Origin of the sequence: Cognatishimia sp. F0-27 (assembly GCF_020667845.1) — a bacterium.
GTDB lineage: Bacteria > Pseudomonadota > Alphaproteobacteria > Rhodobacterales > Rhodobacteraceae > JAFMPQ01.
The window spans coordinates 24,266-47,421 of record NZ_JAFMPQ010000004.1 but is presented as its reverse complement, the minus strand read 5'-3'; the positions used below and the strand labels follow the sequence as shown (position 1 = coordinate 47,421).

Genomic DNA, 23,156 nt, shown 5'->3' with positions numbered 1-23,156 from the left:
TTCATCATGCTTGACCCAAACGCCCGCCTCATGCGACTCAGCAATTATTCCGTCATGTAAGTCAGGCTTTCATATGTCCGTGCCCTCGCTCCCGCCGCTCTCTGCGTTGCGCGCCTTTTCGGCCTTTGCCGAGACAGGCTCGCTTGTCGCGGCGGGGGCGGCGCTCAATGTCAGTCATGCGGCCATCAGCCAACAGTTGCGCAAGCTCGAGGCGCATCTTGGCGTTCCGCTCCTCGACCGGTCTGGTCGTCAGATGGCGTTGACGGTGGAAGGGATGCAATTGGCGCAGGTGCTCGGCGAGAGCTTTGAGCGCATTGCACAGGTCACCGATGCGCTGACCGGCGCGGATGCGACCCGGGCGCTGCACATCACCTGCACACCCAGTTTTGCCAGCGCGTGGCTGATGCCACGGTTGGCGGATTTCCGGTCGGTCGAACCAGAGATCGAAGTGTTGCTCAATCCAAGCCCGGAGCGCATCGACCCGGCCCCCGGCGGGGTGGACGTGGCGCTGCGCTATGGCGCGGGGCCATGGCCGGGACTTGAGAACGAGCCGCTGGTCTCCGCGCCGATTGTTGTGGTTGGCGTGCCCTCCCTCTTTCCCGACGGCCCGCCACAAAGCCGCGATGCTCTGATCGACTACCCGTGGCTTCAGGAAATCGGCAACAACGAGGCGCGCTATTGGCGCGAACAGATCGGTGTGACGGGCCTTCCCAAGGCAGGGCTGACGCGCGTGCCGGGCAACCTGATGATCGACGGGGCGTTGCGCGGTCAGGGGCTGGCCATGACAACGCGGCTTGCGGTGGCCGACGATATCGAGGCGGGGCGTTTGCTGGTGCTGTTTCAGGGCATGCGCGACGAGCATTATCACATCGTGACCGCGCCCGGATTCCAGCGCCCGCCCCTGCGCGCCTTCATCCGCTGGCTGCGCCGCTCTGCCCGGGCGGATGGCCCGCGCCGGTCCCCGGAGACCGGCCCCTAGTCCGCGATGCCCGTGCCCCAGTTGAGCCACTGCACATCCTCGGGCGCAAAAAGCGCGGCCATGCGGGCCTCATAGGCTTCCATGTCATCGGCGGTGAGCCGCCCCTCCCATTTGCCGGAGCTGCCGGAATGGTAGAAATCGGCCAGATCGTGAAACGGCGTTTCCTTGTGGAACCGCCGCTCAGAGCGTTCGGTGGCCGCGCGCATCGCCTTGAAGCTGGTGGCTTGGGTAATTGCGTCGAGCATCCCGGGCGCGAGCGTGATGCCCAGAAGATCGGTGAGCCGCGCGATTTCGGCGCGGGGTGCGCGCGTGAGATCGGCGTAGTGAAAGAAATGCACATTGCCGTTGCCGACGCGTTTTTTCGATTCGGTATAGTGCTGGTGCAGGGACAGAAGGCTCAGGTCGTCGGTCCCCATGTCGGTGAGCGGTGCGGTCAGGAATCGCGCGAACCCGGCCCGGTCGTCGCCCTCGAACATGTAGTCGAGCCAATCGTGTTTCATATTCGCGGCATGGGCGCGGAGCGAGAAATGCATGTCGACGGGGTGACGGTAAACCACGATATAGCTTGGCTCAGGGCCGTATTTGACGCCGTCCAGCGGGGTATGGCTCTTGATGCAGCGGCGACGGTCCAGACCGTCGAGAAAAGCGATGATCTCGGCGCTGTCGCGAAAGGAGGCGTCGATCCAGGGCGCATGCTGCGAGCCGCCCGCGTCGGGAACCGGAAGGCCGTGGATCAGCATCATGACGATGTTGAGCATCCAGGTCGTGCCGCATTTGGGCGGGGTGACGACAAACACGTCGTCGGGGCGGAGATCCAGCCCATCCCAGGCGGTCGTGTCCGTCACGATGCCGCGATAGTCCCGGAGTTTCTCTGTCTCGACTGCCATGGCGCGTTCCTATCGTGTTCAGTGCCCGGACTGTGGTGGCGGTTGGGTGGCGTCCGTTTCCCGGTCCCGGCTGCCGGGTGCTTGCCGCCTGATGTTGATCGCACAGCGTGCATGGACGGATACATGGTGACCCGTCTTGAGTCGTGCTCCCGTGCTGCATGATGCCTCGTCCTGCGTGCCGCCCTCGTGCTGCGTGCCGCCCTCGTGCTGCGTGCCGCGCCCGTCCTGCGTGGTGCCCCCGTGCGGTGTGTCGCCCCTGTCATACGAGCCGCATCTTGCGTGGTGTCGGTATCAGCCTAGCGGCAAATGGCGCGACATACAGGATTCTTTCAATGCGCATCGCAGATGACGGACCGGGGCTCCGTGCCCCTCGCGCGGTCATCTCCCGGGCATCCGGGCCCGGCATCGGTGCGGTCTTTCGAAAACCTTTCTCACAGACTTGCCTTTTTTGATCGAAGTCAAAGTCTGGCGCGCGACGATCCGCGAAAAGGGGAAAACCAGACACCTATTGCGCAGAGCGAGTCCGTCTTGTCCGACCAACCCAATCCCGCCCCGTCCCTTTACGCCGCGCGCGAACCGATCTTTCCCCGGCGCGTCAAAGGTCCCTTTCGGTCCCTGAAGTGGATCATCATGATCATCACCCTGGGGATCTATTACGTCATGCCGTGGCTGCGCTGGGATCGCGGGCCGGAATTGCCCGATCAGGCGGTGCTGGTGGATCTTGCGAACCGGCGGTTCTTCTTCTTCTGGATCGAGATCTGGCCGCATGAGTTCTATTTCGTCGCCGGTCTGCTCATCATGGCCGGTCTGGGGCTGTTTCTGTTCACCTCCGCGCTGGGGCGTGTCTGGTGCGGGTATACCTGTCCGCAGACCGTGTGGACGGACCTCTTTATCCTTGTGGAGCGCTGGATCGAGGGGGATCGCAACGCGCGTTTGCGTCTGCACCGCCAGAAGAAGATGGATATGCGCAAGATGCGCCTGCGGCTGACCAAATGGGTGGTGTGGTTCCTGATCGCTTTGGCAACAGGCGGGGCCTGGGTGTTCTATTTCACCGATGCGCCGACGCTTGCGGTCGATCTGGTGACCGGTCAAGCGCACCCGGTGGCCTACACCACCATGTTGATCCTGACGGCGACGACCTTTGTTTTTGGTGGCTTTGCCCGCGAACAGATCTGCATCTATGCCTGTCCCTGGCCGCGCATTCAGGCGGCGATGATGGACGAGGACACGCTGACCATCGGTTATCGCGAGTGGCGCGGGGAACCGCGTGGCAAGCATCGCAAGGGGGACGGTGCTGAAAACCTCGGCGATTGCATCGATTGCATGGCCTGCGTGAATGTCTGCCCCATGGGGATCGATATCCGTGACGGGCAGCAAATGGCCTGCATCACCTGCGGGCTGTGCATCGATGCCTGTGACGACATCATGGAAAAGATCGGCAAGCCGCGTGGGCTGGTGGATTACCTCGCCCTGAGCGACGAACCACGCGAACGCGCCGGACAGAAACCGCGTTCCGTCTGGGCGCATGTCTTCAGACCGCGTGTGATCCTGTATACCACCTTGTGGTCGCTGGTCGGGGTTGGGCTGGTCTTTGCGCTTTTCATCCGTCCGGAGATCGAAATGACCGTGGCTCCGGTCCGCAACCCGACCTTCGTGACCCTCGCCGACGGGTCGATCCGCAACACCTATGATGTGCGACTGCTCAACAAACATGGCGAACAACGCCCCTTCCGGATCACGCTGACGGGACCAAACGACCTGCGCGTGCAACTGGAAGGCACGCCTTACGAAGCCGTCGATGTGCCCTCCAGCTCGACCCATTTGCAGCGCGTCTATGTCATCGCTCCGCCGAGTTCGGATGCGGCGGAGTCCGAACGGACCGAATTCCGGTTCTGGGTCGAGGACCTCACCAATGGCGACCGCGCCTATAACGACACGATCTTCAACGGGAGAACCCAGTAATGTCCCATACTCCGAAACCCGATTCCGGCTTCCGTCTCACCGGCTGGCACGCGCTTGCGATCTTCGGCGGTGCCTTCGCCGTGATCATTTCCGTCAATCTCGCGCTGGCCTACAACGCGGTGAAAACCTTCCCCGGCCTCGAAGTGAAGAACTCCTACGTGGCAAGCCAGACTTTCGAAGACCGGCGGATCGCTCAGGAAAGCCTTGGCTGGACCGTGGATGCCCGGCATAGCGGGGGTCTTCTGATCCTTGAGATCCGCGACGCGGAGGGGCGCGCGGTGCAGGCCGGCACGCTGGACGCCGTGTTGGGCAGACCCACCCATGTGAAGGATGACCGGGCGCCCGATTTCGATTTTGACGGCCGCGCCTATGTGGCGCGTGAAAGCCTCGCGCCCGGCAACTGGAACATCCGGATGAAGGCCACCGCGCTGGATGGCACCCCCTTCGAGCAGCGTGTCGTGTTCCACGTCAAAAGCTGAGCGCCTTGCGATGCCTGTGTGCCAATGCAATCCCCTGCCCCTTTGAACGGTTAGAGACAGAGCTTTTCCATGACTGCCACCTCATCCCTTTCGGCCTGTCCGGCCTGTGTTGCCGCCCCCGCCGCCGAAGCGCTCGCAGAGGCCGAGGCAGCGCCGAAGGATGCGCATATCATGCTGTCGCTGCCGACGATTCATTGCGCGGCCTGTCTCTCCAAGGTCGAGGCGGCGCTGAACGCCGATCCAAGGGTTCAGAGCGCGCGCGTCAATCTCACCGCCAAGCGCGTCGCCATCGACGCCGCCCCTGAGACCGACCCCGCCGAGATGATCAGCCGGATCACGGATGCCGGGTTCGAAGCGCATGAGCTCGACGCCACCGCCCTGTCGGCCACAACGACGGATCAGGCCGGGCGTGACCTGCTCATGCGGCTGGCTGTGGCGGGTTTTGCCGCGATGAACGTGATGCTGCTTTCGGTTGCGGTCTGGTCAGGGGCGGAGGGCGCGACGCGCGATTTGTTCCACTGGATTTCGGCGGCGATCGTGATCCCGGCCACGGGTTTTGCCGCCCTGCCGTTTTTCCGCAACGCATGGCGCGCCTTGCGTGTCGGGTCGCTCAACATGGATGTGCCGATCTCTCTGGCGATCCTTCTGGCGATCGGCACATCGCTTTGGGAAACCGCCCTGTCGGGTGAACACGCCTATTTCGATGCCGCGATCACGCTGACCTTCTTTCTTTTGACGGGGCGCTACCTCGATCACCGGACCCGTTCCGTCGCGCGCTCCGCCGCCGAAGAGCTTGCCGCGCTCGAAGTGCCGCGTGCGTGGCGGGTGAGCGATGCCGGCGAAAAGCAGGTGCCCGTTGCAGAACTGGCCGCGGGCGACCTGATCCGGGTGCGTCCCGGTGGACGGCTTCCCGTTGATGGCATCGTCACCGAGGGTCATTCCGAACTGGATCGCTCGCTGCTGACCGGAGAAACCCGCCCCGTCGCTGCGGCGCCGGGGATGGCGGTCAGCGCCGGAGAGGTCAACCTCACAGGCCCGATGACCGTGCGCGCAACGGCGGTCGGGCGCGACAGTTCCCTGGCGCGCATGGCGGATCTCGTGGCCGTCGCGGAATCGGGGCGCTCCAATTACACCTCGCTGGCGGATCGTGCCGCCAAGCTCTATGCGCCCGGCGTGCATATCCTGTCGGCACTGGCTTTCCTTGGCTGGTTGCTCTGGGCCGGGGATCTGCGTGTGGCGCTGAACATCGCCGCGGCGGTGTTGATCATCACATGCCCCTGTGCGCTTGGGCTGGCCGTGCCTGCCGTCACCACGGCGGCGTCGGGGCGGCTGTTCCGGCGCGGGCTGCTGATCAAGGACGCGACCGCGCTTGAACGTCTGGCCGAGGTCGATACCGTGGTGTTCGACAAGACCGGCACGCTCACCGCTGGCGATCCGACCCCGGGGGACCTGTCCCATATCACGCGCCGCGATCTTGGCATCGCCCGCGCGCTGGCCGAAGGCTCCGCGCATCCGCTGTCGCGCGCGCTGGCGCTGCGCCTCGCAGAGATGGGCATCCCGGCGGTTGCAGATCTTGACGACCGGCGCGAGCTTCCGGGCTTTGGCGCAGAGGCCACGTGGCAAGGCCGCCCCGTGCGCCTTGGCCGCGCCGGCTGGGTCGGGGCGGAGGCCGGCGATGGCACCGAAGCGTGGCTCCGGATTGGTGACGGCGATCCGCTCCGGATCCCCTTTTACGACGCCATGCGCGACGGCGCGCGGGAGGCCGTTGCCGGTCTGCAAAAGATGGGATTGCATGTGGCGCTGGTCTCGGGTGACACGGCGCCTGCCGTGGCCCGATGCGCGGCCGAGCTGGGCATCGAGGATTGGCAGGCCGGCGCGCTGCCCGCCGACAAGGCCGCGCGGATACAGGCGTTCGGGACAAAAGGCGCGCGGGTTCTGATGGTCGGCGACGGGCTGAACGATACCGGCGCGCTTGCTGCCGCGCATGCCTCGCTTTCGCCCGCCTCGGCGCTCGACGCTGCGCGCGTCGCATCCGATATCGTGTTGCTTGGCAACTCGCTGGCTCCGCTGCCTGAAGCCGTGTCGACGGCCCGCCGGGCCGTGCGCCGCATCCGCGAGAACTTCACCATTGCCACATGGTATAACATCATCGCCGTGCCGCTTGCGGTGGCAGGGCTCTGCTCGCCCCTGATCGCCGCATTGGCCATGTCCGCAAGTTCGATTACAGTGTCGTTGAACGCGCTGCGCCTGCGCTGAGCAACCAGACCGGAGCGGTCATGAACATCCTTGCCTATCTCATTCCGATTTCGCTGATCCTCGGCACGCTGGGGCTTGGCTTCTTTGTCTGGACCCTGCGATCCAACCAGTATGACGACCCCGAGGGCGATGCCCAGCGCATCCTGTCGGACACCTATGACGACCGGCCCAAGCAGGACTGAGCCGCGACCGGTCAGCGGTCCAGCATCAGATCGGCCGCTTTTTCGGCGATCATGATGGTCGGCGCATTGGTGTTGCCCGAGGTAATCGTCGGCATGACCGAGGCGTCCACAACCCGCAGCCCTCCGAACCCCTTGAGCCGCAGGCTCTGATCGAGCGGCGCTGCCGCTTCGGGTCCCATGCGCACCGTGCCCACCGGGTGAAAGATCGTGGTGCCGATGTCGCCCGCCGCGCGCGCCAGATCCGCATCGCTCTGCATGGCACGACCCGGCGCGCGCTCCTCGGGGGCGTAGCGCGCAAGCGGCGCCTGTTCCATGATCTTTCGCGTCAGCCGGATCGCATCGATCGCCACACGCCGGTCGCCTTCGGTCGAAAGATACTGCGGCGCGATTTCCGGCGCGTCGTCATGGCGGGGACTCGTGGCGCGCACATGACCCCGGCTTTCGGGCCGCAGGTGACAGACAGAGGCCGTGATCGCGGGAAAATCATGCAGCGGCTGGCCAAAGGCATCGAGCGACAGCGGCTGCACGTGATATTCCAGATCGGGTGTGGCAAGCCCAGGCCGCGAGCGGGCAAAGGCACCAAGCTGCGAGGGGGCCATGGACATCGGCCCGGACCGGAACAGCGCGTATTCCGCGGCTATCCGCGCCTTGCCCCAGATCGAGTTGGCCAGCGTGTTCAGCGTGCGCGCGCCCTTGAGCCGCCAGCTGAGCCGCAATTGCAGGTGATCCTGCAGGTTCGCTCCGATCCCGGGACAATCCGCACGCGGCGTGATCCCCGCGCTGCTCAGCCAGCCCGCGGGCCCCAGGCCCGAAAGCTGCAGGATATGCGGTGAGCCGACCGCCCCGGCACACAGCACGACCTCCCCTCCCGCGCGGGCCTCTCGGGCGATGCCGTTCTGAACATAGGCGACACCGCTGACCCGCGCCCCGTCAAAGAGCAGCCCTGTGACATGTGCGCCCGTCTCCACCCGCAGCCGCTCCGGGGGAGCGCCGCGCAGAAACGCCTTGGCCGTGGTCATGCGCCAGCCACGTTTCTGGTTGACCCGGAAATACCCCACACCCTCGTTGTCGCCGGTGTTGAAATCGTCGCTCCGCGGCAAGCCCGCCGCTTCCGCCGCGGCCATCCAATGGTCGAGCACCTCCCAATGCAGCCGCTGGTTCTCGACCCGCCATGGGCCACCCGCGCCGTGCATCTCGGAAGGCCCGTCCACGTAATCCTCGGACCGCTTGAAATAGGGCAACACATCGTTCCATCCCCAACCGGTCAGCCCTCTCTGCCGCCAGCCATCGTAATCCGCCGCCTGCCCGCGCAGGTAGAGCATCCCGTTGATCGCCGAACAGCCGCCAAGCAGCTTGCCCCGCGGGTATTTCAGCGACCGCCCGTTAAGGCCCGGTTCCGCCGCCGTGGTGAACATCCAGTCGGTGCGCGGATTGCCGATGCAATAGAGATAGCCCATCGGGATATGCACCCAGTGATAGCGGTCATTGCCCCCTGCCTCGAGCAACAAGACCTTCCGCCCTGCATCGGCCAGACGTCGTGCGACAACGCAGCCAGCGCTGCCCGCTCCAATCACGATATGATCCCACTCCATGTGCGCGCCCCCCTCTTACTGCCCGGCGTCAGTCCAACCCGCCCCAAGCGGGCCTCCTGATGCGCCGGCCTTCTGTTTCTTCTGTCCGGAAATACTCAAATACAAAGCCACACAACCACACGCCGCATGCCGGAGAGGCGCTCACATCTCACACCGGCAGGGCGGTAGTCTTGAACACCGTGCGCAGGGCGAAGGCGGATTGCATCTGCGCCACGCCCGGCAGCCGCGTGAGATACTGGCGGTGGATCCGCGCATAATCCTCTGTGTCTGCGGCCACGATCTTGAGAATGTAATCCGCGCTCCCCGCCATCAGGTGACATTCCAGCACATGCGGCACCCGCGCAACCGCCTTTTCAAAGGCTTCCAGAACGTCGTCTGCCTGCGCGGCCAGCGTGATTTCCACAAACACGGTGCTGGGCAGACCCATTTTGCGCGCATCGAGCAAGGCCACCGTGTCGCGGATATAGCCTTCCTTTTCCAATCGGCCCACCCGGCGGTGGCAGGCGGATGGCGACAGGTGCACCGCCTCCGACAGTTCAGCATTGGAGATCCGCCCCCGCCGTTGCAGGGTTCGCAGCAAACGCAAATCGATGTCGTCTAGGCTCATGGAGGTGAGAGATCCTGTCAAAATAAACGCAGATGATCGAACTTTCTGTGACTGTGATCGCGAACAACGCTGCATCTTTGCGAAGAAATTGCAAGCGATCCGCCGCACCATGGAGATCAGGAAAGCTCATTTGGCGCAAGGGAGGATGCCATGCAGATCGGGTGCCCCAAGGAAATCAAACCTCAGGAATTCCGCGTCGGGCTGACGCCCAATGCCGCGCAGGAGGCCATCGCCCACGGTCATACGGTCGTGGTGGAGCGCGGTGCCGGGCTTGGCGCGGGCTTTGACGATGACGCCTATCGCGCCGCCGGCGCCCGCATCGTCGACAGCGCCGAGGAGGTCTTTGCGACCGCGGAGATGATCGTAAAGGTCAAGGAACCACAGCCGGTCGAACGCGCGCGGCTGCGCGAGAACCAGATCCTGTTCACCTATCTGCACCTTGCCCCCGACCCGGATCAGACCCGCGATCTGATGGCATCCGGCGCAACCTGCATTGCCTACGAGACCGTCACCGACAATCACGGCGGCCTGCCCTTGCTCGCACCGATGTCGGAGGTGGCCGGTCGACTGGCGCCACAGATGGGCGCGTGGACGCTGCAAAAGGCCAATGGCGGGCGCGGCGTGCTCATGGGTGGCGTGCCCGGCGTCGGACCGGCCCGCGTTCTGGTAATCGGGGGCGGGGTGGTCGGCACCCATGCGGCGCGGATCGCAGCGGGCATGGGGGCAGAGGTCACCGTGCTCGATCGCTCCCTGCCCCGGCTCCGGTCCCTGGACGACGCGTTCTCTTCCCTCTTCCGCACCGGCTATTCCAGCCGCGGGTTGCTGCAGGAGCATCTCGCGCAGGCGGATATGGTGATCGGTGCCGTGCTTGTACCCGGTGCCGCCGCTCCCAAGCTGGTCAGCCGTGCTGACCTCGGCGGTATGAAACCGGGCGCGGCGCTGGTCGATGTGGCCATCGATCAGGGCGGATGTTTCGAGACCTCGCGCGCCACGACCCATGCCGATCCGATCTACGAGGTGGATGGGATCATGCATTACTGTGTCGCGAACATGCCGGGCGCGGTGGCGCGGACCGCAACGATTGCCCTCGGCAATGCGACCATGCCCTACATGCTCGCGCTTGCCGACAAGGGCTGGCGCCGCGCCTGTGCCGAGGACCGGCACATGCTCGCCGGTCTCAACGTGCACGCGGGCCGTTTGACCTATGAAGCTGTCGGATCGGCCCTCGGCATCGACGTGACCGCCCCGGCGGAGTTTCTTCAGGCCGCCTGACCGGGCGCGGAGATGCAGCCCCAGACACAAAAGAGACCCGCACCGGGGCCGGTGCGGGTCTGTGGGATTGTGTCAGTCGCAGCGCGCGCCGCGCCGGTCCGGGCTCAGCGCTTGAGCTGGTCGCGGATCTCTATGAGGATATCGAGCTCGGACGGGCCGGTCTCCACCTCGGGGGCCACATCATCGGGCTTTTCGGCGGCTTCCTTGATCCGGTTAACCATCTTGACCAGCAGGAACACCACCCAGGCCACGATCAGGAAATTGATCACCGCCATGATGAAATTGCCGACGGCAAAAACGGGCACCCCGGCTTCGGTCGCCGCGTCGATCGAGGCATAGGATGTGTCGGGGTCAAAATCGAGCTCATAGAACCATCCGGTGAAGTCGATCCCCCCGGTAAACAGTGCGATCACCGGATTGATGATGTCCCCGACGAGCGACGTCACGATCGCCGTGAAGGCCGCCCCGACGATGATACCGACGGCCATGTCCATGACATTGCCCTTGGCGATGAAATCCTTGAATTCTTGAATCATATGCTTCGCGTCCCAAATCTGGCTGGCTTTTCTGGCTGCCTCCGGCACAGAAACCGGGCAGCCCTGACAGCTTTGACACGCAAAAACCCGATCTCCTAGGGGAGAGTTGGTCGGATTTCCCCCGAGGACGACAGGCAAGGGGAGGAGGATTGCGGGGCGCGTCGCGCAAGACCCGACGCGCGCCCGCTCCGCAAGGACCGGATCAGTCCGGCAGGCTTCCCGTCAATGTGTAGCGCAGGATGGCCACCACCTCTTCGGGTTCCCGCGCCACGGCCTGAGCGGCGGCATTGACTTCCTTGAGCGCGTGGTCGTGCTCCGGCGGCTGCAGGATGATCAGGGCCTTGCCCAGTGCGGCGGCATAGCCCGCGTCAAACGCGGCGTTCCATTGCTTGTACTTGTCGCCGAAGCGCACCACGACAACATCCGCATCCGCCAGCCCCTTGCTGGTGCGGATGCTGTTCATCAACGCGCCCTTGCGATCGTGCCAGAACTTGTTTTCCTCAGCGCCCAGGATTGCAACGCCGCAATCGTCAGAGGCTGCGTGGTCGGTCACAGGCGCGTTGAAAGTCACATCGAGCCCCTGAGCCCCTTCGATGATCCGCTCGCGCCAATCGGTGTGGATTTCGCCGGAAAGATAAACGTTCAATCCCATGTCTCGCCCCTTTTCTCGTTACATCTGTGACGTGCGACCTAGCCCATGCGGGTCGCAAGGGCAAACCGGCGGGCCTTATCCGCGCCGGTCGACCCCCCCTGCCCCCGCCGCATCCGCCGCTCCGGACAGAACCCGTGCCACCGAGAGGCAGCCCCCGAGCAGAAGCAGCGGCAGCACGAGCACCTTGAACAGAAACACCGCCAGAATGGCGATCAGGCTGGCCACCAGCTCGTCGGCACGGTTGTAGGTGTTCGCGGCCATGGTGCGATAGCGGTCCATGGTATCACCGGAGCCGCTGACCATCGACCAGAGGCTTGTGCCGTCGGTATCGACTTCCGCCTCCGGGCTCACCGCGGCGGTGATCTCGGTCAGCACGGCGTGATGATCCTGCCAGACGCCCGCGGTCATCCGGTCGGCCAGCACGGAGGACAGTATGAAAGCCAGTGGCACCGCGATGGCAAAAAACGCGCCATAGGTGCCAAGTTTCCGCGCCAGCGCCGCGCCGGTGCCGCCGCGCGCCCCACGCCAGACGCCGATCCCGCAGGCCGCAAGCAGCATCACGAACCCCACCGCGCTGACCGGCCCCATTGCGACAGCGAGCACGCCGGTCACAACCATCACGTAAAACACCACGGAGGCGATGCGCTCGACCGTATCGTCGACCGGCTCAAGAACCTTGAAAGGTTGGGCGCTGCCCTGCACGACGAGTGAGCCGCCCACCTCGACCTCCTGTGCGGTGGACAGGAAGGCGTTGAGCGATCGCAGGGTCAGGTAAATGCCCGCGCTTGAGGCCGCGACATCGCGGGCATAGGCCTGCGCACCGCGCGCCATCGGGTTATGGGTGTAAAACATGGCGCCCAACAGCGCGATGACCGCAATCGGGAACAGGATCCTGCCGCGAAACCCCAAGTCTGTCTTCATCTCGCTGCCTTTCCCTTGCGGATGCCCAACTGTTTCAGATGACAGGCGGGCAGGAAAGGTCAGACAAGCCCGTCAACCATCGATGTCCTTGCGAATGCGCTCGTTTTTCGGGTCATAGGGGCTGTCACAGGTCACCACCGCGTCCCACAGCTCGCCCATCATGCGCACCTTCAGTCTTGTGCCCTCAACCGCAAGATCGGGGCTGACATAGCCCATCCCGATGGACTTGCCGAACGCCACCGAATAGCCGCCCGAGGTCAGGCGACCGACCCGCGTGCCATCGAGCGTGTAGAGCGCTTCGCGACCCCAGGGGTCCGCATCCTCCGGCCCGTCGATCAGCAGCGTGCAACATTGCGCGCGGATCCCGGTCTCTTCGAGCCTGGCCTTGCCGTGAAAGTCCTTCGATAGATCCACAAACCGCGGCAGGTCCGCTTCGAGAGGCGTTGCGTCGCGGCCCAGCTCGGTGCCGAAGGCGCGGTAGCTCTTTTCCATCCGAAGCCAGTTCTGTGCCCGCGCGCCCACGGGTTTGAGACCGAATTCCGCCCCCGCTGCCATCAACTGATCCCACAGATAAGCGCCCATCTCGATCGGGTGATGCAGCTCCCAGCCAAGCTCGCCGGTATACGCCACGCGAACCGCATGAACCGGGCACATGCCCAACTCGATCTCACGCAGGGACAGCCACGGGAAGCGCTTGTTTGACAGGACCGTCTGAGGCTCCGCGTCGCGCACCAGCTTTTGCAGCACATCGCGCGATTTTGGCCCGGCGATGGCATAGACACCGATCCGGGTGGTCCAGTCCTCGACCTCGATGCGACCGAAATCGGCCTCGCGGTCGGCCACGGCTTTCAGCAGATAGTCGCGATCATAGGCATGCCACGCGCCCGCAGAGATCAGAACAAACCGGTCCTCCGCCTCGCGGATGATGGTGTATTCGGTGCGCGTGGTGCCGTGAGACGTCAGCGCATAGGTCAGGTTGATGCGCCCGACACGCGGCAGCTTGTTGGTGGTGAACCAATCGAGGAACGCTTCCGCGCCCGGCCCCTTGACCACGTGTTTGGCAAAGGCGGTGGCGTCGATCACACCGACCCCGCTGCGGATCGCCTCGGCCTCGGCCTTGGCGTAGGGCCACCAGCCGCCGCGCCGGAAGCTGCGCGCGTCATGGTCGAAATTGGACGGCGCATCGAGCGGGCCGAAATAGTTGGGCCGTTCCCAGCCGTTGACCTGGCCGAACTGGGCGCCCAGCGCCTTCTGCCGGTCATAGGCGGGTGCGGTGCGCAGCGGGCGCGCCGCCGGGCGCTCCTCGTCGGGGTGGTGCAGAATATAGACGTGTTCGTAGGCTTCCTCGTTCTTGGCGCAGGCATAGTCGGTGGTCATCCACGAGCCGTAACGCTTGGGGTCGAGCGAGGCCATGTCGATCTCCGCCTCGCCCTCGACCATCATCTGCGCGAGGTAATAGCCGGCGCCCCCCGCCGCGGTGATCCCGAAGGAAAAACCCTCCGCAAGCCACATGTTGCGCAGCCCGGGCGCAGGGCCGATCAACGGGTTGCCATCCGGCGTGTAGCAGATCGGCCCGTTAAAGTCGTCCTTGAGGCCGACTTCCTCGGAAGACGGGATGCGATGGATCATCGAAATGTATTCCTCTTCGATCCGTTCGAGATCGAGTGGGAAGAGGTCCGCGCGGAAGCTGTCGGGCACACCATAGGCGAAGCGCGCAGGCGCGTTGCGCTCATAAGGGCCAAGGATCCAGCCGCCGCGCTCTTCGCGCACGTACCACTTGGCATCCGCGTCGCGCAGAACCGGATGTTCGCCATTGGTCTTGCGCCATTCCACAAGCGCCGGGTCGGGCTCGGTCACGATGAACTGATGCTCGACCGGGATCGCAGGGATCTTGATCCCGAGCAGTCGCGCGGTGCGTTGCGCGTGGTTGCCGGTGGCGGTGACCACATGCTCCGCATGGATCACCGCCTGTTCCTCGGAGGGCACGAGGTTGCCCCCTTTTTCCACCATCTTGGTGACGGTCACATCCCAATGATCGCCGGTCCAGCGATAGCCATCGACCTGCCATTTGCGTTCGATCACCACGCCGCGCTGGCGCGCACCCTTGGCCATCGCCATCGTCACGTCGGCCGGATTGATGTAGCCATCCGTGGGATGATAAATTGCGCCCTTCAGATCGTCGGTGTGCACCAGCGGGTAGCGCTCCTTGATCTGCGCCGGCGAGAGCCATTCATAGGGCACGCCAACCGTTTCGGCGGTTGCGGCATAGAGCCGGTATTCGTCCATCCGCTCATCGGTCTGAGCCATACGCAGGTTGCCGACCACGGAAAAACCGGCATTCAGCCCGGTCTCTTCCTCAAGCGTCTTGTAGAACTTGATCGAGTAGTCGTGGATCCAGGTCGTCGCGTAGGACATGTTGAAGTAAGGCAGCAGCCCGGCCGCGTGCCATGTGCTCCCTGACGTCAGCTCATCGCGTTCGAGCAGCATCACGTCGTCCCAGCCTGCGCGGGCCAGGTGGTAGGCAATGGAGGTGCCAACGGCACCGCCCCCCACAACGAGCGCTTTGACATGCGATTTCATTTTGCGTCCTCCGCCGGGCATTGCTTTTGCCCTGCATAGCGCGGACCGCTGCGGGGCGCAGAGCCTGTCCGACGCGTCAGGGGCGGAAAACGACAGAGCGCCCTGCCCCCTTTCGAATCGCGACCAACGGGGTCATCCGAAAGCCGCCTCCGCCTCAACCGCCGGACGCAGCGGGACGCCGCCAGCGTGCAGGCCGCGCAATCATCGCCTTGAGAAACGCCAGATCCAGCGTCGACAGCCACGCACGCACATCGTGCAGGGGCGCGTCGGTCAGCACCGAGAGCGTGACGGCGCCGTCCCGCGCGGCGGTCAGCCGAAGGAAATAGGATGCGCCGTTGTCAACGGGAATGCCCTGCACATCGAACCCGTGCCAGCGCCCGATCTTGCGCCAGTTGGACTTGGGATAGGCGGGCTCGGAATATCGCGGCGCGATCACCGACCACCGGTTGCGCGGGCTTTGGATCCAGTCATCCCGCTCGCCGATCTTGCGCTCATAATGCACATGCACGCCAATCCGGTGCCCTGCGCGCACATAGACCCAGCCCAGATTGGGTTTGGCCTGAAGATAACAGTCGTAGTAGGCCATCCGCAGACACTCGGCCATGTCGGGCCGCAAGGCAACGGAGTCGGATCGGCGGCTGCGGTAAAGCCGCCATCCGTCGCCCTCGCGCAGTGCCGAATCCAAACGCTCCGACAACTGCGCCTTCTCACGCAGCGTGAGCCTGTCGATGCGATAATTCCGCGGTGGCAAAGGCTCGGGTGTCTGACGCGCGGGCAAGCGGATGCCGACAAGCTCCGCCAAGGTGTGGATCTCCGTGATCACGTGATCGGACGGACCGTAGGCGTCGGGATCGGCCTGATCGAGACGCGCATTATCCATCCGGACGCTGAAACCGATGCCAAGCGCCACCACGATCGCCGGAGCGTGGCGCCACAGGCTTCGACTGGCCAGACGGCTGAAGGAAAAGGCAGTCAGGCGCCGTTCAACCCAGGCGTCGAAACGCTGTAGGGCGGGTGACAGACGCGTGTGGATGTCGGGCGCCTCGATTGGATGGGCTTGAGAGGCGGGTCGGGGCGGCGTTGTCGGCGCTTGCGCGCGGCGGGCGTCTGCGTCTTCTGCTCCGTTCACAAGATCAATACACCCATGCGCAATATTCCTTGCCGCGATGGCTCAGGCAGACTTCGCTCTTTCCGCTGCCACGGGCGCGCTGCGCCATCGACTGGAGACGGCGCTCGATGCTTTCGCGCTCTTCGATCTCCTTGCGCCGTTGCTGGTTTTGCTCGCGGCGCAGCTGCTGTTCGCGGCGGCGCATTTCGGCAAGCTGTTCACGGTCGCCACCGCTGCTGGCCGCAGGGTTCGACGTCAGCGCGGCCAGCGCCTGCATGTCGACAGAGGCAATCAGACGTTTGAAATCCGGTCGGGTGGCGTTGCCGGTCAGCGTCAACCGGATCTCGTCGCCAATCACCGCCCGCATCCGCAAAACGCCCGGCTTGCCCGTGCCGCGTATCAACCGGAAGGCGTGGCCGCCGTTGACCTCGAAGATTCGCGACTGGCGCGTGATTCGCGGCGAATCGAAGCTGCCGATCTGCGCCGCCAGCCCGCCTATCCCGGAGGCAGGCTTGTCCCGCAGGAATCGCAACTCGGCAATGATCACGCTGTCACCGCGCGTATAGACCCAGCGGTCCGTCTTGGTGTCCGCGCCCAGCAGGGCATGTTTGGCGCCAGATACCGCGCGCACCGCCTGGATGACCGGAACCTGGTTGATCTCTTCAAGGATGCGGTCTTCATCGGGCGTTCTATGACGGGGTTCGGGCCGCAGGGCGGCGCGGTATTCCGGCGCCCAGTCGACCCGCACCCATCCGCTTGGCGCCTCCGGGAGATAGTCGCGCATATCGCCATCGCGACGCAGCTCCTGTTCGGCGCGGCGCGCCGCAGCGCGACCGCGTTCCACAAAACTCTTGGTCCACCCGGCCAATCCGAATTCGCCGGGTGCCAGTCCGGCCCGCACGGCCTGCGAGATGTAATCCTGCGCACCCAGGCTGATGATGCCCAAAATCACGATCGACACCGCAGAAAGAAGAATCCGTGCCATGGGTCCGCCGCTCCTGAAATAACCTCTGCGTCAGAAGACCGCGCGAAAGCGGCATGAAAACGGCAACCAAAGGGAGATTTCCTGCCGAAAACCGCGCGCGATCAGGCATTTGGTGCCAAGAGCGGCGTCCTCGCCGGCCAAGCGGTCTTTTGCCGTCCGTCACGGAAGCGGGCCTTTAACCTGCAGGGTGGTGGTTCTATAAGTCAGCTGCCTGCCTCCGATTGGGAGAGTCGCGGGCTTTATAAGTGGGCAGTACGACAATGTTCGGAATGGAAAAACTCATGGGCATGTTCTCTTCGGACATGGCCATCGATCTGGGGACCGCAAACACGCTGGTCTATGTGAAAGGCAAGGGTGTCGTGCTGTCCGAACCGTCCGTGGTGGCCTACCACGTCAAGGACGGCGTGAAAAAAATCCTTGCGGTCGGGGAGGATGCCAAGCTGATGCTCGGGCGCACGCCCGGTTCCATCGAGGCGATCCGGCCCATGCGTGAAGGGGTCATCGCCGATTTCGACACCGCCGAGGCGATGATCAAGGAATTCATACGCAAGGTTCACAAGCGCTCGACCTTTTCAAAGCCGAAGATCATCGTCTGCGTCCCGCATGGCGCGACGCCTGTGGAAAAGCGTGCCATTCGCCAATCCGTGCTGTCGGCGGGCGCCCGCAAGGCGGGTCTGATTTCCGAGCCGATCGCCGCGGCCATCGGGGCGGGCATGCCGATCACCGACCCGACGGGCAACATGGTCGTGGATATCGGCGGCGGCACCACCGAGGTGGCGGTTCTGTCGCTGGGCGATATCGTCTATGCGCGCTCGGTCCGCGTCGGGGGCGACCGGATGGACGAGGCGATCATCAACTACCTGCGCCGTCAGCAAAACCTTCTGGTTGGCGAATCCACCGCCGAGCGGGTCAAGACCTCCATCGGCACCGCGCGGATGCCCGATGACGGGCGCGGCTCCTCGATGCAAATCCGGGGCCGTGACCTTTTGAACGGTGTGCCCAAGGAAACCGAGATCAGCCAGGCGCAGGTCGCCGAAGCGCTTGCAGAGCCGGTGCAGACCATCTGTGAGGCGGTGATGACGGCGCTCGAATCGACCCCGCCCGACCTCGCTGCCGACATTGTCGACCGCGGCGTGATGCTCACCGGGGGCGGCGCGCTTCTGGGCGATCTCGACCTGGCGCTGCGCGAGCAGACCGGGCTTGCCGTGTCGATTGCCGACGAAAGCCTGAACTGTGTCGCACTCGGCACCGGCAAGGCGCTGGAATACGAAAAACAGCTGCGTCACGCGATTGATTACGACAGCTGACGCAACCTGCACAAAACCGTGCTAAACCGGGACTACAGGGGCACCGGCGCGTTGGGGAGCGCGCGCGGAGCCCTGATTGAACGCGTGGCGTGCCACGCATCGGACCGGATCTGCGCAAGAGGCTGCTGCCATGGCCGACAGGAGCAATAGCGACGACTTCACTACCCCGCTGAAGCGGTTGCTTCTGGCGATCCTGGTGTTGTGCCTGCTTGGCCTGTTCCTGCTCTGGCGGATCGACAATCCGCGCGTCGAACGGTTCCGCGCGCAGGTCGTCGACCGCGTCGTGCCCAACATGGACTGGGCCATGGCACCCGTCACCGGCGCGGTCGGCATCTTCCGCGATTTCCAAAGCTATCAGCGCATCTACGAGCAGAATCAGGAGCTGCGCCGCGAACTGCGCCAGATGACCGCCTGGAAAGAAGCCGCGCTCCAGCTCGAACAGGAGAACGCCCGCCTGCGCGACCTCAACAACGTGCAGATCGACCCGCGCCTGACCTATATCACCGGGGTTGTGTTGGCCGATTCGGGCTCACCCTTTCGCCAATCGGTGCTGATCAATGTCGGCAGCCGTGACGGCATTGTCGATGGCTGGGCGACCATGGACGGGATCGGCCTCGTGGGCCGCATTTCCGGTGTCGGCGCCAATACCAGCCGGGTGATTCTGCTGACCGACACCACGAGCCGGATCCCGGTTGTGATCCAGCCTTCCGGGCAGCGCGCGCTTGTGGTTGGCGACAACACCGCAGCACCGCATATCGATTTCATCGAAGACCCCGAACAGGTGCGGCCCGGCGACCGGATCATGACCACCGGCGATGGCGATGTGTTTCCACCCGGTCTGTTGATCGGGCAGGTGGCCGAAGATCCCGGCGGGCGTCTGCGTGCGCGGCTTGCGGCGGATTACGAGCGGCTCGAATTCCTGCGCGTGCTGCGCGATCACGGCGCGCGGCGCGTGGCGACACCCTCCGGGTTGATCCTTCCCGAGCAGCTTCCCGATGACGAAGGCCCGGTCCTGCCGGGTGAGAGCGGGCCACAGGGCGATGGCTGAGCGGAGCGCTGCGCGGGTATGGGGCATGCGGCTGACCTATGTCGCCGTGGCCTTTGCCGTGTTCTTTCTCTACTTGCTGCCGCTGAGCCTGACCCCGGCGCGCATCGCGGGGCCGGATGTTCTTGTGGCCGTGACCTTTGCCTGGGTGCTGCGGCGGCCGGATTACGTGCCGCCGATCCTGATCGCCGGCGTGATGCTCCTGGCTGATTTTCTGTTCATGCGGCCACCGGGGCTTTGGGCGGCGCTGGTTTTGATCGGGGCGGAGTGGCTCAAACGTCAATCCGGGCGGCTGCGCGAAAACACCTTTGCGGCCGAATGGCTTGCGGTCGCGGTGGTGCTTTTGACGCTCACCGCTCTCTACCGTGTGATCCAGTGGCTCTTGATCGTGCCCCATGGAACACTGTTTATGGTGCTGAGCCAGTTTGTCATGACGCTTGCGATCTATCCGATTGTCGTCGGGATCGGCCATATTTTGCTTGGGATCCGCCACACGGCCCCCGGAGAGTTCGACCCCGTCGGCAGAAGCCTGTAAACTCCGGACCCGAGGGGCGACCAAGGACATGCGCCGCCTCCCGCCCCGACAAGCGGCACGCCGCAAGAGACGCCACACCGCACCAGACCCGCACAGGGACCGCCGATGAAGAGAACACCAAGAGAAACCACAGAGAGCGCCCGCCGCGTCAGCCGCCGCGGCATGATCCTTGGCGGTCTTCAGCTTGGGTTTGCCGGGGTTCTGGCCGCGCGGATGCGCTACATGCAGGTGGAGCAAGCCGACGAATTCCGCCTTCTGGCCGAAGAAAACCGGATCAACATCCGCTTGATCCCGCCGGCACGGGGCCGGTTGTTCGACCGCGAGGGGCGGGTCATCGCGGAGAACGAACAGACCTATCGCGTGGTGCTGGTGCGTGAAGATGCCGGCGATGTGGATGCGGTCATCGCCCGGCTGAGCCAGTTGATCGAGCTTGACGAGGCGGATCTGAACCGCGCGCTGGCCGAGATGAAACGCACCGCGCCGTTCTTTCCGGTCACCGTGGCCGACCGTGTGAGCTGGGAAGACATCAGCCGCGTCGCCGTCAACGCCCCTGCCCTGCCCGGTATCACAACGGAGGTGGGACTGTCGCGATACTACCCGATGAAGGATCTTTTCGCACATGCGGCCGGCTATGTCGGCCCGGTGTCCGAACGCGATCTGGAGCGGTACGAGGATCCTCCGCCGGTGTTGCGTATCCCGCGCTTCCAGATCGGCAAGGTCGGGGTCGAGGCAAAACTCGAACACGTGCTGCGCGGCGATGCCGGGGCCAAGCGCGTCGAGGTGAATGCCGTTGGTCGCGTCATGCGCGAACTTGACCGGCAGGAAGGCACGGCGGGCGGAGACGTGCAGCTTACGGTCGACAGCGCGCTTCAGGACTACATTCAGGCGCGGCTTGGCGAAGAAAGCGCGTCCGTCGTGGTGATGGATCTCGAAAAGGGCGACCTGCTGGCGATCGCTTCCGCGCCCTCCTATGACGCCAACAAGTTCGTGCGCGGGATCTCCGTGGCCGACTACGGCGAATTGCGCGACAACGATCACCGCCCGCTTGCGTCAAAAACCGTGCAGGACGCCTACCCACCCGGATCCACGTTCAAGATGGTGACCGCGCTGGCCGGTCTTGAGGCGGGGATCATCGGCCCGGACGAGACGGTCTGGTGCCCGGGGCACATGGAGGTTGGCTCGCGGCGGTTCCATTGCTGGAAACGCGTGGGGCATGGCTACATGAACCTCGAGCAATCCCTCGCACAGTCCTGTGACGTCTATTACTATGACCTCGCGCTCAAGGTTGGGATCGAGAATATCGCCGCCATGAGCCGCAGGCTCGGCCTCGGTGAGGCCTTTGACATCGAGATGTCGGCTGTGACCGCGGGGCTCGTGCCGGACAAGGCATGGAAACTGCGCGAGCGCGGCGCAGGTTGGGTGATCGGGGATACCGTGAACTCCTCGATCGGTCAGGGCTTCGTGCTGACCTCTCCGCTGCAACTGGCGGTGATGACCGCGCGGCTGGCGACCGGCCGGGCGATCCGGCCCCGGCTGGTCAAGTCGATCAACGGCGTGGAGCAGCCCTTCACCGCCGGAGAGCCGCTCGGGCTCAACGAAAATCACCTGCGCTGGGTCCGCAACGCGATGTATTCAGTCTCCAACGCCCGGCGCGGGACGGCCTATGGGTCGCGCATTATTGCGGAGGGAAAGCGCATGGCCGGCAAGACCGGCACGGCGCAGGTGCTCAACCGGGTCGTGCGCAACCAGGACGTGCCGTGGGAAGAGCGGGACCACGCGCTCTTTGTCAATTACGCGCCGCATGACGCCCCCAGCATCGCCGTTTCCGTTGTCGTCGAGCACGGCGGTGGCGGCTCGCTGGCCGCGGCGCCGATCGCCCGCGACGTCACGCTTCAGGCGCTTTACGGTGAGGACCCGCCGCTTGATGCCTATCCCCGCAAGGATCGCGAACGCATCAAGGCACAACAGGAACGGCTGGCCCGCGAACGCCGCTCGACCGATGCGGATGGGCGGACCCGCGCGTGAGTTATCTTGAATATAACGTCAAGACGGTCCCTGCGGGATGGCGCAAGGTGCTGTATCTGAACTGGCCGCTCGTCGTGCTTTTGACAGCAGTGGCCTGTGTCGGTTTCCTGATGCTCTATTCGGTGGCAGGCGGGTCGATGAGCCCATGGGCCGAGCCCCAGATGAAGCGCTTTGCGCTGGGGCTTGTGCTGATGTTCATCGTTGCGATGGTGCCGATCTGGTTCTGGCGCAACATGGCGCTTCTGGCCTATCTCGCCGCATTCGGGCTTCTGATCCTGGTGGAGTTCGTGGGCAGCGTCGGCATGGGCGCACAGCGTTGGATCGACCTCGGTTTCATGCGTTTGCAACCCTCCGAAGTGATGAAAATCACGCTGGTCATGCTTTTGGCGGCCTATTACGACTGGCTGCCGCTGAAAAAGACCTCGCGGCCGGTCTGGGTTTTCATACCGATTGCCATCATCCTCGCGCCGACCGCGCTCGTCATCACCCAACCTGACCTTGGCACGGCCATCCTGCTGCTGACGGCGGGGGCCTTGATGATGTTTGTGGCCGGTGTGCACTGGGGGTATTTCGCCACCGTGGCGGCGGCGGCTGCCGGTGGCATCTGGGCGGTTTTCCAGTCCCGTGGCACCGATTGGCAATTGCTCAAGGATTACCAGTTCCGGCGGATCGACACGTTCCTCGATCCATCCACCGATCCGCTGGGGGCCGGCTATCACATCACGCAGGCCAAGATCGCCATGGGGTCGGGCGGCTGGACAGGGCGCGGATTCATGCAAGGCACGCAGTCGCGGCTCAACTTCCTGCCGGAAAAGCACACGGATTTCGTGTTCAACACCCTGGCCGAAGAGTTTGGTTTCATCGGCGGGATATCCCTTCTGACGCTCTATGTGCTGGTGCTTGCCTTCTGTGTCGTGGCGGCGCTGCAAAACCGCGATCGCTTCTCGTCCCTGCTCATCCTCGGGGTGGGGCTGACGTTCTTCCTGTTCTTTGCGGTGAACATGTCGATGGTCATGGGGCTGGCCCCCGTTGTGGGTGTGCCGCTGCCGCTGGTGAGCTATGGCGGCTCTGCGATGCTGGTGCTCATGGTGGCCTTCGGACTGGTCCAGAGCGCCCATATCCACAGGCCGCGATAGCGCCGGTGACGCGATCTCCGGGCGGCCTGTTCCGGAGCCCGTGGCATGACCGGGTCTTCCCCCCACGCTCCGCGGTCATCGCAGTGTCGGACGGTCTTGTTTTGGCTCAG

The 23,156-nt window shown here is 64.4% G+C and carries 20 protein-coding genes; 11 read left to right on the top strand and 9 right to left on the bottom strand.

The window, feature by feature from the left end:
• Nucleotides 1–73: 73 nt before the first annotated feature.
• Nucleotides 74–979, top strand: coding sequence for a LysR family transcriptional regulator (locus J1C49_RS03650; RefSeq protein WP_227444446.1), 906 nt, complete (start codon nt 74–76; stop codon nt 977–979).
• Here J1C49_RS03650 and J1C49_RS03645 read toward each other — a convergent pair.
• Nucleotides 976–1,866 (bottom strand): sulfotransferase domain-containing protein, encoded by an 891-nt coding sequence (locus tag J1C49_RS03645; RefSeq protein ID WP_227444445.1) that lies wholly within the window; start codon nt 1,864–1,866, stop codon nt 976–978. The genes J1C49_RS03650 and J1C49_RS03645 overlap by 4 nt on opposite strands.
• 630 nt (nt 1,867–2,496) lie before the next feature.
• Between J1C49_RS03645 and ccoG the strand changes: the two genes are divergently transcribed.
• The 4 genes from ccoG to ccoS all read left to right on the top strand — a co-directional run bounded on the left by ccoG (nt 2,497) and on the right by ccoS (nt 6,745).
• Nucleotides 2,497–3,828 (top strand): cytochrome c oxidase accessory protein CcoG, encoded by a 1,332-nt coding sequence (gene ccoG, locus J1C49_RS03640; protein ID WP_370639367.1) that lies wholly within the window; start codon nt 2,497–2,499, stop codon nt 3,826–3,828.
• On the top strand, nt 3,828–4,307 hold the full coding sequence (locus J1C49_RS03635; protein WP_227444443.1) for a FixH family protein: 480 nt from the start codon (nt 3,828–3,830) through the stop codon (nt 4,305–4,307). The genes ccoG and J1C49_RS03635 overlap by 1 nt, the downstream gene beginning before the upstream one ends.
• A gap of 69 nt (nt 4,308–4,376) precedes the next feature.
• Entirely contained in the window at nt 4,377–6,563 is a 2,187-nt protein-coding gene (locus tag J1C49_RS03630) for a heavy metal translocating P-type ATPase (protein ID WP_227444442.1), read from the top strand.
• Nucleotides 6,564–6,583: 20 nt separating this feature from the next.
• Nucleotides 6,584–6,745 (top strand): cbb3-type cytochrome oxidase assembly protein CcoS, encoded by a 162-nt coding sequence (ccoS, locus tag J1C49_RS03625; RefSeq protein WP_227444441.1) that lies wholly within the window; start codon nt 6,584–6,586, stop codon nt 6,743–6,745.
• Nucleotides 6,746–6,756: 11 nt separating this feature from the next.
• On the opposite strand, the gene J1C49_RS03620 is transcribed toward ccoS, so the two are convergent.
• Both J1C49_RS03620 and J1C49_RS03615 read right to left on the bottom strand, forming a co-directional pair.
• Nucleotides 6,757–8,337, bottom strand: a complete 1,581-nt coding sequence (locus tag J1C49_RS03620; protein ID WP_227444440.1) for a GMC family oxidoreductase — start codon at nt 8,335–8,337, stop codon at nt 6,757–6,759.
• 148 nt (nt 8,338–8,485) lie between these two features.
• The gene (locus tag J1C49_RS03615; RefSeq protein WP_227444439.1) at nt 8,486–8,944 is read right to left on the bottom strand and encodes an Lrp/AsnC family transcriptional regulator; all 459 of its coding nucleotides are present in this window, start codon (nt 8,942–8,944) and stop codon (nt 8,486–8,488) included.
• 150 nt (nt 8,945–9,094) lie between these two features.
• Between J1C49_RS03615 and ald the strand changes: the two genes are divergently transcribed.
• Complete coding sequence (gene ald, locus J1C49_RS03610) at nt 9,095–10,216, top strand: alanine dehydrogenase (RefSeq protein WP_227444438.1); 1,122 nt, start codon at nt 9,095–9,097, stop codon at nt 10,214–10,216.
• Between the two features lie 104 nt (nt 10,217–10,320).
• On the opposite strand, the gene mscL is transcribed toward ald, so the two are convergent.
• The 6 genes from mscL to J1C49_RS03580 form a co-directional block, all read right to left on the bottom strand.
• Nucleotides 10,321–10,752, bottom strand: coding sequence for a large conductance mechanosensitive channel protein MscL (mscL, locus tag J1C49_RS03605; protein WP_227444437.1), 432 nt, complete (start codon nt 10,750–10,752; stop codon nt 10,321–10,323).
• Between the two features lie 202 nt (nt 10,753–10,954).
• Nucleotides 10,955–11,404: a YtoQ family protein gene (locus J1C49_RS03600; RefSeq protein ID WP_227444436.1), complete on the bottom strand. Its 450-nt coding sequence runs from the start codon at nt 11,402–11,404 to the stop codon at nt 10,955–10,957.
• Nucleotides 11,405–11,479: 75 nt separating this feature from the next.
• Nucleotides 11,480–12,325 carry a hypothetical protein gene (locus J1C49_RS03595; protein WP_227444435.1) on the bottom strand — a complete coding sequence of 282 codons (846 nt, stop codon included), beginning with the start codon at nt 12,323–12,325 and terminating at the stop codon, nt 11,480–11,482.
• 72 nt (nt 12,326–12,397) lie between these two features.
• Nucleotides 12,398–14,905: an FAD-dependent oxidoreductase gene (locus J1C49_RS03590; RefSeq protein ID WP_227444434.1), complete on the bottom strand. Its 2,508-nt coding sequence runs from the start codon at nt 14,903–14,905 to the stop codon at nt 12,398–12,400.
• Nucleotides 14,906–15,059: 154 nt separating this feature from the next.
• Nucleotides 15,060–16,034, bottom strand: a complete 975-nt coding sequence (locus tag J1C49_RS03585; RefSeq protein WP_227444433.1) for a hypothetical protein — start codon at nt 16,032–16,034, stop codon at nt 15,060–15,062.
• A 4-nt stretch (nt 16,035–16,038) separates the two neighbouring features.
• Nucleotides 16,039–16,998 (bottom strand): hypothetical protein, encoded by a 960-nt coding sequence (locus J1C49_RS03580; RefSeq protein ID WP_227444432.1) that lies wholly within the window; start codon nt 16,996–16,998, stop codon nt 16,039–16,041.
• 260 nt (nt 16,999–17,258) lie between these two features.
• Here J1C49_RS03580 and J1C49_RS03575 point away from each other — a divergent pair, with 260 nt between their 5' ends.
• The 5 genes from J1C49_RS03575 (at nt 17,259) to rodA (ending at nt 23,046) form a co-directional block, all read left to right on the top strand.
• Nucleotides 17,259–18,305 (top strand): rod shape-determining protein, encoded by a 1,047-nt coding sequence (locus tag J1C49_RS03575; protein ID WP_227444553.1) that lies wholly within the window; start codon nt 17,259–17,261, stop codon nt 18,303–18,305.
• 130 nt (nt 18,306–18,435) lie between these two features.
• Complete coding sequence (gene mreC, locus J1C49_RS03570) at nt 18,436–19,353, top strand: rod shape-determining protein MreC (protein ID WP_227444431.1); 918 nt, start codon at nt 18,436–18,438, stop codon at nt 19,351–19,353.
• Nucleotides 19,346–19,885, top strand: coding sequence for a rod shape-determining protein MreD (locus J1C49_RS03565; protein WP_227444430.1), 540 nt, complete (start codon nt 19,346–19,348; stop codon nt 19,883–19,885). Before mreC ends, J1C49_RS03565 begins: the two co-directional genes overlap by 8 nt.
• 105 nt (nt 19,886–19,990) lie before the next feature.
• Nucleotides 19,991–21,910, top strand: a complete 1,920-nt coding sequence (gene mrdA / locus J1C49_RS03560) for a penicillin-binding protein 2 (RefSeq protein WP_227444429.1) — start codon at nt 19,991–19,993, stop codon at nt 21,908–21,910.
• Complete coding sequence (gene rodA, locus J1C49_RS03555; protein ID WP_227444428.1) at nt 21,907–23,046, top strand: rod shape-determining protein RodA; 1,140 nt, start codon at nt 21,907–21,909, stop codon at nt 23,044–23,046. Before mrdA ends, rodA begins: the two co-directional genes overlap by 4 nt.
• Nucleotides 23,047–23,156: the final 110 nt, after the last annotated feature.